12 protein-coding genes are annotated in these 12,660 nt (G+C 47.9%); 11 read left to right on the top strand and 1 reads right to left on the bottom strand.

Annotated elements, in window-relative coordinates; translation table 11 throughout:
- The first annotated feature begins 32 nt into the window (after positions 1–32).
- Complete coding sequence (locus B153_RS0118635; protein WP_020598258.1) at positions 33–569, top strand: DUF937 domain-containing protein; 537 nt, start codon at positions 33–35, stop codon at positions 567–569.
- Between the two features lie 368 nt (positions 570–937).
- Entirely contained in the window at positions 938–1,144 is a 207-nt protein-coding gene (locus B153_RS37740) for a hypothetical protein (RefSeq protein ID WP_157634746.1), read from the top strand.
- A 78-nt stretch (positions 1,145–1,222) separates the two neighbouring features.
- Here the strand turns inward: B153_RS37740 and pucL are convergent, their stop codons facing one another.
- Positions 1,223–2,068 (bottom strand): factor-independent urate hydroxylase, encoded by an 846-nt coding sequence (pucL, locus tag B153_RS0118625; RefSeq protein WP_020598256.1) that lies wholly within the window; start codon positions 2,066–2,068, stop codon positions 1,223–1,225.
- Between the two features lie 171 nt (positions 2,069–2,239).
- On the opposite strand from pucL, the gene allB reads away from it, so the two are divergent.
- The 9 genes from allB (at position 2,240) to B153_RS0118580 (ending at position 12,611) form a co-directional block, all read left to right on the top strand.
- Positions 2,240–3,595 carry an allantoinase AllB gene (gene allB / locus B153_RS0118620; RefSeq protein WP_020598255.1) on the top strand — a complete coding sequence of 452 codons (1,356 nt, stop codon included), beginning with the start codon at positions 2,240–2,242 and terminating at the stop codon, positions 3,593–3,595.
- Positions 3,596–3,700: 105 nt separating this feature from the next.
- Positions 3,701–4,936: an allantoate amidohydrolase gene (locus B153_RS0118615; RefSeq protein ID WP_026262260.1), complete on the top strand. Its 1,236-nt coding sequence runs from the start codon at positions 3,701–3,703 to the stop codon at positions 4,934–4,936.
- Positions 4,937–4,995: 59 nt separating this feature from the next.
- The gene (gene allE / locus B153_RS0118610) at positions 4,996–5,742 is read left to right on the top strand and encodes a (S)-ureidoglycine aminohydrolase (RefSeq protein ID WP_020598253.1); all 747 of its coding nucleotides are present in this window, start codon (positions 4,996–4,998) and stop codon (positions 5,740–5,742) included.
- Positions 5,743–5,760: 18 nt separating this feature from the next.
- Entirely contained in the window at positions 5,761–6,267 is a 507-nt protein-coding gene (uraD, locus tag B153_RS0118605; RefSeq protein ID WP_026262259.1) for a 2-oxo-4-hydroxy-4-carboxy-5-ureidoimidazoline decarboxylase, read from the top strand.
- Positions 6,264–6,599 (top strand): hydroxyisourate hydrolase, encoded by a 336-nt coding sequence (gene uraH, locus B153_RS0118600; RefSeq protein WP_020598251.1) that lies wholly within the window; start codon positions 6,264–6,266, stop codon positions 6,597–6,599. Before uraD ends, uraH begins: the two co-directional genes overlap by 4 nt.
- A gap of 150 nt (positions 6,600–6,749) precedes the next feature.
- Complete coding sequence (locus tag B153_RS0118595) at positions 6,750–7,982, top strand: M20 family metallo-hydrolase (protein WP_026262258.1); 1,233 nt, start codon at positions 6,750–6,752, stop codon at positions 7,980–7,982.
- A 159-nt stretch (positions 7,983–8,141) separates the two neighbouring features.
- Positions 8,142–11,465, top strand: a complete 3,324-nt coding sequence (locus B153_RS35435; protein ID WP_020598249.1) for a CotH kinase family protein — start codon at positions 8,142–8,144, stop codon at positions 11,463–11,465.
- A 351-nt stretch (positions 11,466–11,816) separates the two neighbouring features.
- On the top strand, positions 11,817–12,080 hold the full coding sequence (locus B153_RS0118585; RefSeq protein ID WP_020598248.1) for a hypothetical protein: 264 nt from the start codon (positions 11,817–11,819) through the stop codon (positions 12,078–12,080).
- 57 nt (positions 12,081–12,137) lie between these two features.
- Positions 12,138–12,611 (top strand): Hsp20/alpha crystallin family protein, encoded by a 474-nt coding sequence (locus B153_RS0118580; protein WP_020598247.1) that lies wholly within the window; start codon positions 12,138–12,140, stop codon positions 12,609–12,611.
- The last annotated feature ends 49 nt before the right edge of the window (positions 12,612–12,660 follow it).

The following is a 12,660-nucleotide window of genomic DNA, read 5'->3' as shown; positions in this document are numbered from 1 at the left end:
TTTTCCCGCTTAACCATTAAAAACAAGAAACCATGTTTGAAACATTGATGAATCTAGTGCAACAGCAGGCTGGCCAGTCCGTAATTAACAATCCGGCTATTCCAAACAGTCAGAATGAGAGCGTGATGCAGACTGTAGCCAGTAGCATACTGAGCGGTCTGGGTCAACAGGCTCAGGGGGGAGGGCTTGGTAATTTGCTGGGTATGGTTGTTAATGGAGGAAATGTTCAACAAAGCCCCGTTACGCAGGGTGTACAAAGCCATGTCGAACAGAATCTGATGGAAAAACTGGGCATTTCGCCCCAGGTTGCTATGTCGGTGGCGGGTGCACTGGTTCCGATGGTGTTAAGCAAACTTATGCATAAAGCCTCTGACCCGAATGATTCCAGTGTAGATGGAAATTCGATTTTGGGCGCGGCTACTGGCCAGCAGGGGATTGACTGGATGGGAATGGCTGGCTCTGCCATGGCCGACGGTAAACTGGATATGAACGACTTGCTTCGGGTAGCCACTCAGCAGGGCGGAGGAGGCCTGGGCGGTATGCTGGGCGGTCTGTTTGGTGGTCGTTAATCGATTCAGAAACCTGAATTGATTGGTAAGAGCAGCCTGGAGCTGCTCTTATTTTTTTAGCCTTAGTGGTAATCGTGTTTTACGCTATGGCTTGATGAAAAGAAAATTGTATTTTAAAGGCATACAAGTCGTAACGGTTCGTTTTTCTTTGAAAGAAGTCTCTCAATCAGGCTATGAAAATTGGTGTATTGTCCATTTTTTGTCTTCTGTTAAGACAGGTGTATGGAATAGAGCAACCCAGGTCGCTCGCAAAATCGGATTCGCTACCATCGCAGCACACAGCCGTTCTTTCACAGGAAAACTATCGATACCGATTAGGCGGTTTTGGTAGCCCGACGGCGACCAGACGGCTTTTTACACTTGTAATCTTGCCGAAAAACCTCCGGCTTGGTAATGAGATCACGTTGCCAGTGGGCGTAGATGAGCGCACGGTTGTTGTCCGTTCTGGCGATAGAACATTGAAACTTTGGGATGATTACGTATTTATTCCCGATACCAACAAGATGCGAATTCTGGATGATGATGCGTTGAATGCTGACCGACTGATCCGAATCACCTACGAAAAATTATATTGACGCCAGATTTAGTTCCAGGAAACAGGAAGCGGAGTGCTGATGTAGATGAATTAGAATAGGGTAGCCATTCCCAACTTCCTAATCTCTGGTTATTGTCCCGGTGATGTAGCCATAGGGTTCGTCGGTTGCGATGAAAATTTCGTTTTTATTTTCCAGACCAAACTGCTCCAGATTAAATAAAATATGGTGTTTGTTGGGGAGTTTCAGACTTATTTCCTGGACCTCCGGAACTTCGTTAAGGACAGCTTCTCCCATAGCCAGCAGAGTTTGTTGAACAGAAAGGCTCTTATGATGAGCAAATGTCTTTAGCAGCGTCTCCCGGATTTTTGTGAAAAGATCCGTAAAGTCAGCCCCCTGGTGGTTATACTCCCAGCTTGCTTCGCATTGCGTCCCCAAAATTCGATCGGCGGTTTCCCTCAAGGTGGTAAACTGGTCCTTGATATAGCCTTCAAAGCCTGAATCAGTTGTTTTCAGGATTAGTAAGTCCTGAATTCCAGACACAACGGTTGTATTCTCTCGGTTTTGAGTAACGGTGGTCGTATGCTTTTCGGAGTTTCCACCCACAAAAGCATGAGAGTGTGGGCTACCATCAAACGTCATCCGTGTCCACGGTAGTTCACGAATGTCGACCGTAGCCTGACTAACCTGTGGGTTGTTTGCCAGGAAATAATTGGCGAGGTACAGGGCAAAGTTTTCGATGGAATCCGTAAAGTGATCTTTGGCAAGTGCATACACCGTGTTCTTCTGGGTATCGGTTGGCAGAATCTTTGAATTGTCGCCTAGTGTATGGGCGGTTTCGAAGTCGCCTTTCAACGATACATTGACAGAAATCTGGCGGAATTCATGGTGAGTAGAGTGCCGAATGATTTTAGATAGGTTAATCGCATTTTTACCGTACGCATTTTCTTTCAGGATGGTCTTCATGGTCGTTTCGGCTGTTTTCGGTAGTATTGACCTCTAGTATAGCCATTAATTTTCTATTTTTAGTCTTCTACGTGGATTCACGTAAGCCCATCGAACGAGAATTTTCGGTACTGGCATACAAGCCAACCGTTTCAGGAGAAAATCCGATAGGGGAATGATACGAAAAGCAGTATGACCGATTTCGCGCTAAAAAGTAGTCAGGTTATTACGCCTGATGGCATCAGACAGGCAGTGGTTTGGGTGAATAATGGCCGGATTGCTGACGTCTTATCGGAACTGCCCTCTGATTTTTCGTCAGTTGTGCACGATCTTGGGGATAAGGTAGTAATGGCTGGTGTTATCGACCCTCACGTACACATCAATGAGCCTGGCCGTACAGACTGGGAAGGTTTTGATACGGCTACTCGGGCAGCACTGGCCGGAGGTTTAACCACGCTGGTTGATATGCCACTTAATTCATCACCAGTGACTACTACTGCCGATGCATTCGATCAGAAACTAGCGGCTCTTCCGGGCAAGCTGCATACCCACTGCGGGTTCTGGGGAGGACTTGTACCCGGGAATACAAACGAGATAGAACCACTGATTGAGAAAGGCGTATTGGGGTTTAAGGCGTTTCTGACGCATTCGGGGATCGATGAGTTTCCGAATACGTCTGAGAATGATTTACGGAAAGCCATGCCGATCCTTGCCCGGTATAACCTACCTCTACTGGTACACTGCGAACTGTCGACGGATGAAACACGGGCTACGGGCGAAGTTCGATCCTATCAGAATTACCTGGCTTCGCGGCCGAAAGAGTGGGAAGACAACGCCATTGCGCTGATGATTCGGTTGTGTGAGGAATTTAACTGCCGTACGCACATTGTTCATTTATCTTCAGCCAACTCGATAGAGCCAATTGCCAGGGCTAAACAAAACGGTTTGCCACTTACTGTTGAAACGGCACAACACTACTTGTTTTTCGAAGCCGAGGGAATACCGGATGGACAGACGCAGTTCAAATGTGCGCCACCCATCCGGGAACGTACCAATAGGAACAGACTGTGGGAGGCTCTGAAAGGGGGAATTATTGATTTTGTGGCCACCGATCACTCGCCAGCACCCGCCGAGTTGAAACTACTGGAGAGCGGTAATTTCATGAAAGCCTGGGGTGGGATAGCATCGCTTCAGTTTGCGCTGCCTGTGCTGTGGACGGCGGCCCGTCAGCGAGGGTGTACGTTATCTGATATCGCACGTTGGCTTTGCGAAAAACCGGCTGTGTTGGCGGGATTGGCTGGCCGAAAGGGGAAAATCGCTAAAGGATTCGACGCCGATCTGATTGTTTGGGACCCTGCGGAAACCTTCGTCGTATCGGAGTCTATCCTTGAGCATAAACACAAAATAACTCCGTACCTGAATGAAGCGCTATACGGGGTGGTTGAACAAACATACCTGGCAGGTGATCTGGTGTTTAAGCAGGGCAATTTTTCAGGGCTCAACATGGGAAAGGTATTGCTAAACGGGCCGACGAAAGGACAGGGTTAAGTACATATCCTCAACCTGACGGGGATGCGATGGAAAGAAATAGGTACTGGAGTGTAGCTATAAAGAGGACGATGAGTGAAATCAGGAAGCAGACCGGTTCAAAAAATGAGTGGGTATAGTCGACGAGCAAAGGCAATACTTGATAAAATAGATCAACTGGCTTCGATCAGTGAAACCACTATGGGGATTACCCGCACGTTTGGTACACCGTCATTTCTTGAAGGGAGTCGCCTGATTGAGCAGTGGATGCGCGAAATGGGTTTACAGACTCGTGTGGATGCCATTGGTAATGTTCGGGGGCGATGGGTGAGCCCCTGCGAATCGGCCAAAACCTTTGTCATAGCCTCGCATATGGATACGGTGGTCAACGCAGGACGGTTCGACGGGCCTCTTGGGGTAATTATGGGGCTTGATCTGCTGGAACAACTTATTCAATTGGGTCAACCATTGCCATTTCATATCGAATTGATTGCTTTCAGCGACGAAGAGGGCGTCCGGTTTCATACGACCTATTTAGGAAGTAAGGTTGTCGCTGGATTGTTCGACGACGCGCTGCTGAACCAAAAAGATGCTTCGGGTACATGGCTTTCTGAGGTTATTCAGACCATGGGTGGAGATAGCCGCCGTTTGAAATCTGATGCCATTGCACCTCAGGATTGGCTGGGCTACTTCGAAATCCACATTGAGCAAGGCCCGGTTCTATATGAAAAGGCCATTCCCGTGGCTGTTGTGACGGCTATTGCCGGACAAAAACGGATTGAGATTACTTTCGAAGGAATGGCAGGTCATGCCGGTACCGTTCCAATGGCTATGCGCCAGGATGCACTGTGTGCGGCTGCTGAATTCATTCTGAGTGCCGAGCAACTAGCTGCTGGCCAAACGAATCTGGTGGCTACAGTGGGAAAGCTGGTCGTTGCTAATGCCGCCAGCAATGTGATTCCGGGCGACGTGGTTTGTAGTCTGGATATGCGTAGTAGCGATGCGGCTGTGTTAGCCTGGGCCTACCAGTCGCTGCAGGATACCTGTTTCGACATTGGCAGGATGCGGTCCGTTACGGTTGGGTGGAAGCTCATTCAGGAAACTGCTCCGGTAGCTTGTGATGCGCAACTGACGAACCGGCTGGCTACAGCGATTGCAGAAAGTGGATATGACGTAATACAACTGGTTAGTGGAGCCGGACATGATGGGGTTCCGATCTCGCAAGTAGCGCCTATAGCCATGCTGTTTGTCAGATGTTTCGAAGGAATCAGTCATAATCCACTCGAACAGGTTGAATTGGCTGACCTGGCTGCTGCCCTGAAGGTAGCCGATCAGTTTATAAAAAATCTGATTGTGGATTGAGCCGTGCAGTGTTCAAGCCATGTTAGGAGAGCGGAGAAAGAATTTTATAAAAAGATACTATGGAAATATCAGCACTTACCCGGTCGGTTGTCAAACGCAATCATGCCATCATCAGCCCGGATGGGTACATCAACAGTCGGGTGCCCGGCTGGGAGAATTGTACGGTTCATGTAATTATCAATGAGCAAATGGGAGCCCACCTGTGCCAGACACTCATTACCCTGACGGACAAGGGTACAATGCGAGGTGTTACAGAGGCTTCACAATTGTTTTTTTATGTAATCGAGGGGCATGTTACGGCTATAGTCGATGGTGAGAAACAAAAGCTGAACCAGGGGCAATTTGTCTATATCCCCATCGGTAAGGTATATCGATTCGAAGAGCCAGAACCAGGAACCCAACTCCTCAGTTTTCATAAGGTATATGAAAAATTGGACGGGTACGACGTGCCCCCGGTCTTATTCGGTGATGCGGCTGCTATTGAGGCCCCTACCTATTTAGGCGACCCGGCGTTGCGGTTACAGGTGTTATTGCCCGATACGCTTTCGTTCGATATGGCGGTCAATATTTTTACGTACGATCCGGGAGGCCATCTGCCCTTTGTCGAAACGCACATTATGGAACATGGCTTGATTTATCTACAGGGGCAGGGCGTATATATGCTCGATAAAGACTGGTATCCGATAAAAAAAGGCGATTCGATCTGGATGGCTCCCTACTGCCAGCAGTGGTTTACGGCTATGGGAAAAGAGCCAGCCGTATATATATATTATAAGAACGTCAACCGTTTTCCAACCGTAATTTAGTTGCTGCAAGTTATACATATGACTTTGTCTGAATTGAATGAATTGTCTGGTGCTGAGTTAAGAGCAGCCCTAACGACCTGTTGTGGCTCCTCGAACTGGGTTGCCGAAATGGTGAAAATCTTTCCGGCCGATAGCCGGGAAACGGTAACTCGGCAGGCCGAAATTATCTGGTTTGGCTGCTCCGAAACCGATTGGAAAGAAGCGTTTGAACAGCATCCAAAAATCGGCGACATAGACTCCTTACGGTCTAAATATGCCAATACGCGAAAGTGGGCATCGGGGGAGCAGTCGGGGGTGGCAGGAGCTTCGGAAACCATTCTCGAACGACTATCTGAAGGAAACCGATTGTATGAAGCGAAATTTGGCTATATATTCATCGTCTGTGCTACGGGTAAATCGGCAGAGGAGATGCTGGCCATTCTGGAGTCGCGGTTGCCTCATTCGCCAGGGGAAGAAATCTTAGTAGCGATGCAGGAACAGAATAAGATTACCAAAATTCGACTGGATAAACTTTTGATGGCATGAGTGCGATTACCACCCATATTCTGGATACAACTCGAGGCAAACCAGCGAAAAACGTCCATGTGATTCTATACCAGCAACAGCGAGAATGGCTGGAGATTGGCCGGGGAATGACGAATGCTGACGGACGTATCGGAGATCTGCTCTCGAATGAGACGGTACTGCCCACGGGCATTTACAAATTGTGCTTTGAAACGGGCGACTATTTTGAGTCGCTGAATGTGGCTACGTTTTACCCGTTTGTCGAGATTACGTTTGCCATCACAACGGGCGAACATTATCACGTTCCACTACTCCTAAACCCGTTTGGCTATTCAACTTACCGGGGCTCGTGAATTGGGGCTTTCGGTAGGCGTCATGTATACTTATTCAGGGGCCTTGTCGATCGATATCGTCAGCCATATCTAGTAGTTAGTAATGGCTGTCCGATATAAGGTCACAAAGGCGAACCTAACTGTCAATTAAAGACTAAACTGTATTTCTGAATGAACATCAACGCGGCACGTTTACAGCATTTCTTTGAGGTATCGAGTGAACTAGGGAAAATAGGGGAGACGGGCATGTGCCGACCTGCGCATTCTAACCTGGAAAAAAAAATGTTTGAGCACGCCAGAGGCTGGATGGAGTTGGCTGGCTTAACCGTGCGCATCGATAGCTTTGGAAACCTGATTGGTCGATTAATGGGCAAAAATCCGGATGCTCCCATCTTAATGACCGGTTCCCATCTTGATACCCAGCCGTATGGTGGTCGTTTTGATGGGATTGCCGGAGTCCTGTGTGCCATTGAAGCCGTTTGTACCATAGCCGAAAAAGGAATTGTTCCCGAAGCCAGTATCGATGTGATTGCTTTTGCCGATGAAGAAAGCTGGCGGTTCAATAAGGGGCTATTCGGGTCGAGAGGAATTCTGGGTAAACTGGAGGAAGGGGAGTTGCAGCGCACCGATAAAGATGGAATCACTCGTGAGCAAGCGCTGATCGACTTTGGCTGTGATATTACCAAGTTTAAAGAGGATGAATATGCCCCCGGTAGCATCCGGTGTTTTATTGAACTGCACATTGAGCAGGGGCCAATTCTGGACAAAACCAACAAGCCAATTGGTATAGTCAGTGGAATAGCCGGGCCTTTATTGCTCAGTTTGAAGCTAAAAGGAATGGCAGGGCACGCTGGGTCAGTGCCTATGCCTCTGAGGAAAGATGCCTTGTTAGGAGCGGCTAAAGTCGTGATAGCCGTCAATGAAATTGCTTCGCAGTTTACGCCTGCCCCAACTGTAGGAACGGTCGGCACCCTAAACGTTTTTCCGTCCTCACGAAATATAATACCCGAAGCTGTCAGCATGACAATGGAGTTTCGCGATATCGATATGGTGCGCCGGAAGAACTGCGAACAGCAATTGAAAAATGCCATTGACGAGATTACGCAAACGCATGGACTTAGCTACGAACTCACCGTCGATACCGACATCAAATCAAGCTATTGCGCTGGCTGGATTAAGGATACCATTCGGGCGAGTTGTGAGGAGCTAGATCTGGATGCGCCAGAACTAGTAAGCGGCCCGTTCCATGATGCGCTGGTCATGTCGGAGGCTTGTGATTTTGGAATGATCTTTGTGCGATGTAAAGATGGGATCAGCCATAACCCGCTGGAATATGCATCCTATGAAGATCTGGCTTTAGGAAGCGAAGTTTTATACCAGACTATCCTGAAAATTGTGGGTTGATATACGGTTTTAGGGCTTATTATGGGAAAAGTGAAAGTTACTGTTTCCGGGATTTGAGGTTATTTATAATCCCGAAATAATCAGATTGGCGTCGATTTTGCTGCATTTTTAATTGGTTTATCCTGTAAAATCAATTAAAAATGAAAAACATTTTCCGCCATGAACGCTAAAAGCCTCTACACCAGCTTGCTGCTTACGTTTTTGGCAGTAATGAGCCTGAGCAGTAAGGCCCAACAGCTTTATATCAACGAGCTTATGGCGTCTAATTCCCGAACCATTGCGGATGGCTCGGGTTCGTATGAAGACTGGTTTGAGATTTATAATCCCAATGCTACGCCCGTTGATATTGCCGGTTATTATGTTTCCGATAATGCTACGCTTACAAAATATAAGCTACCAACGGGGTCATCCCAGACCATAATTCCGGCGAATGGTTTTCTCCTGTTGTGGGCCAGCGATATGCCTACTCGTGGGGCACTGCACGTTGGGTTTAAGCTTTCGGCCGATGGCGAGATGATTAGTCTGGTACGGCCTGATGGAACCTCGTTAGTCGATCAGGTTATATTTGGGGCGCAACGTACCGATGTTTCGTGGGGACGTCAACCCGATGGTACCGCAAACTGGTTTTATTTTCAACGCACCAACTCGGTCAATAATACGAGCCCTGGCGCCAGTAATAATTCAAAAACTGGCTATGCGGAAATCGTAAGTGCCCCTACGTTCTCCCAGGTTGGCGGCTTTTATACGGCGGGTTTTAGCCTCACCATTACATCGCCTGATCCCACAGCTACCATTTATTATACGCTGGATGGTTCAGAGCCGGACCCTTTCAGCCCAGGTCCTAATACGTTTCAGTATAAAAACAACTACCCCGAAATACCCGGCCAAGGATATGGTTCTTTACTGACGGATAGTTATCAGTCGTATACGTATACGGCTCCCTTGACGATTACTGATCGAAGTAGCGCCCCAAACGACGTATCGCTAAAATCGTCGACTTTCAATTCGTCTCCGTATTATGTACCTACATCCCCCATCTTTAAAGGGACAGTCGTGCGGGCCGTGGCCTACAAGCCCAATTCGTTGATGAGTGATATTGTCACCGAAACCTATTTGATTGCGCCAACCAGTCGGTTTGGAAATCTGCCGGTTGTGTCGATCGCTACGAATGAGCGTTCGTTGTTCGACTACAATTCAGGAATATATACGGCAGGAGCCACATTTGATGGCTGGCGATCGGGCAACCCAACGGCCGAAACGATCTTCTGTTCGCCCGGTAATTTTACCTTAAAAGGGGACAACTGGGAGCGATCGGCCAATGCCCAGTTTTTTATCAACGGGAGTTCGATCCTGAATCAACAGATCGATATGTCCATCAATGGGGGCTGCTCGCGGTCTGTCCCGCGTAAGGCACTACGGCTATACGGCGATAGTGATTTCAGCTACCCCTTTTTCGCAAATCGGCCGATCAACCAGTTTTATAACCGGCTGTTGCTTCGAAATGGTGGTAATGACTGGGATAACACGACCCTGATCGATGCGTTTGTGCAAACCATGGTACGGCATCTTCCGTTCGAGACGCAATCCAATCGCCTAAGCGTAGTTTTGATGAATGGTGAGTATTGGGGTGTGCATACCTTGATGGAGCGGTATGATAAATACTATATAAATCGCAATTATAAAGTAGATGCTGACAGTGTCGATGTCATCAAATTCGATTATGGTGCTTATGTTGCCGATGATGGTGATCTGGTGAAGTTTTACGCCATGAAAGACTATTTTGTTGGGACGCCCACCATCGACTACAATTATGTAACTACCCTTATGGATGTCGAAAGCTTTTCGGACTACCAGATCACAGAAATTTATTCGGGTAACTTCGACTGGCCGTACAACAACCAGCAACTTTGGCGAAAACGGACCAGCCAATACCTGGCCAATGCCCCTAAAGGACAAGACGGCCGGTTTCGCTGGATGATGAATGATATGGATTGGACAATGGGGGCCGGAAATTCCTATACGTCCAACTCCCTGGATCGGGCAACCTCGACGGCCGGTTATGATGCGTCGGTTACCGAATACACCCGCTTTTTGCGTCGATTGCTGGAGGTGAGTAGCTATAAATCGTACTTTATCAATCGATTTGCCGACCTGCTCAATACCACATTTATAACCAGCCGGGGTGTTGCGTTGCTCGATTCATTTCAGCAGGCTCACCAGCCTTATATGGATGAGCATTTCAACCGCTGGAAGACAGGAAACTCGGTTACCAAATGGCTCAACAATGTCAATATTGTGCGTACCTTTCTGCAACAGCGTCCGTCTGCAGTGCGCGATCACCTGCGTGCTCGATTTAGCCTGACTGCAAACCGGAATATTACCCTGGCAGTTTCAGATGCTTCGCAGGGATATGTAAAAATCAATACGATCGATATTCTGTCATCGACTCCGGGCGTTTCGGCCAATCCATATCCCTGGACAGGGGTATATTTTCAGGGTAATACGGTTCGGGTAGTGGCTAAACCGCTGGTAGGTTACCGATTTGTTGCCTGGCAGGAAAATGGAGCCACCATTTCGACCGATACGGCCTATTCTTTCAACCCAACTGCCAATCGGACTTTGACAGCCCTTTTTGATGAAGATAATTCCTTTATTGGTAAGCCTTCGGCTTATACATTGAGTGCATGCGAGTATCGGTTTGACCAGTTTTCGACCACAACGCCTTCGGGTACCTACCCACCCAATATGCACTTCGTCAGCATGAATCAGGCAGACCCTACCTTATCGGCAACCTATGCGCTGGCCGATACGGTGAAAGGGGCTTATAACCTGACCAGTGCTACCCGGATCAATGGATTAGGTACGGATGGAATTGCGTTAATCAATACGGGTAGTGCACCAACCGGCTATGTTTCGACGGCTTTGGGAGGGGTAGTGCTTGCACTTCGCACTACGAATCTGACTGAAGCCTCGGTGCAATGGACGGGCGGAACTGTTACAGCCAATCCAAGACGTTATAACATTCGGCTCCGCTATCGAATTGGGAACTCTGGACCATTTACCGATCTGCTGGATGCATCCAATAATCCTGTCGAATATGTGCGCAATAGTTTGCCGGGACATAGTCAGGTAATTGGCCCTGTTGCCTTACCAGCTACCTTACTCAATAAACCGTATATCCAGCTGTTGTGGCAGTACTACTATACAGGGGTAGGGGTTTCAGGGGCACGGGACCAGTTACGAATCGATGATATTATCATCAGTCGGGGCGCTTGCCAGAGTACATCATCGGGAAGCTGGAATACAGCTACTACCTGGAGTTGTGGGCGGGTGCCGAGTGTTTGCGATGATGTAGTTATTCGGGATGGGCATATGGTTACTGTTTCGGCAAACAATGCGATGGCCCGAAGCATTCGGTTTGAGCCTACAGGGCAGCTACAGTATGTAAACAGCACTGCCTCTGTCTATCTCCAAAATCCCTGATAAAAGATCGATTTCAAACTCTTTTTATGCACCTCCAGATGTAGCGTTACCTCTGGAGGTGTCTCATTTTATAAACGATCACTGAATTTTTTGAAAAATAATCTGTGGTGACTTTTATGTATAACTAATTGTATATCAATTGATTGTAATAGATTCTGTTCGAATTATAAATTTGGTTAACTAATTTTTTGAAAAATTTTTACGATCGGTTAAAGTAAAAACAAATCCCTCTCCGTCATCCCTATCAAAGCACCTGAATTGGAAGCAGATTAGTGAAACGACGCGTCCTGATTGGTAATTACCACTCTTCTTCTAAGCTGGACTTTTAGCACGTATTAAACCATAAACAACATGAACATCATCTGGAGAATAGCCGGTGTCGCACTGGCTGTCGGGTTAGCCCTGTTTCTGCTAACCCTCATTTTGAAAGTCCTGCTGGTAGGGGCTGGGCTTTTTCTACTGGCTCGCTTCGTCGGTCCTCGATTAGCTGGTCGGGCGTTTGGCCCCCTGAACCGAGGGCATTGGCAATCGGCAACCATCATTTCTATCGACGACCCGGCCTATCGGTCAAACGTCGTTTCCCCTGCCTATAGCCGGGTTATTCCAATTGGCTAAACTGTTGCCATAAAACAATCGTAAAATCAGTAAACACAAATAAAAAAACACACAACCATGTATAACAAACAAGCATTCGAAGGAGGACATAAAGGAAATTGCGGTCAGTGGGGCGGATTTGGACGCGGCCGATTTGGCGGCCCCTGGGGACGCGGCAAGGCTGGCGGTTTCTGGGGAGGCCGTCATGGCGGCTGGTTCCAGCAAGTACCTGTCAATATCGAAGAAACCGATACCGACTATACCATCTTCCTGTTTGCACCGGCTCTTGCCAAAGAGAACATCAAACTGGCCATAAAGAACGATGTATTGACGATATCGTATGAAGGTACAGAACCAGCGGAATCGGCGGAAAATCAGACAAAATACACCTATCAGGAGTATGGACACCGTTCGTTCGAACGTGCTTTTCAGCTAAACAATAAAGTGTTGACGGAGCGTATTTCGGCCACCTATGCTGATGGTGTCCTGAAAGTGGTTCTACCCAAGAATCCTGAAACCAATCAACCGGCTCAAACGATTACGGTAGCGTAATCAGCGGGCTCTTCAATTCAAACAAAAGGCCAGTGCTGCAACCGCAGAC

The organism is Spirosoma panaciterrae DSM 21099 (genome assembly GCF_000374025.1).
GTDB classification, from domain to species: Bacteria; Bacteroidota; Bacteroidia; order Cytophagales; family Spirosomataceae; genus Spirosoma; species Spirosoma panaciterrae.
This window is presented reverse-complemented; position numbering and strand designations above follow the sequence as displayed.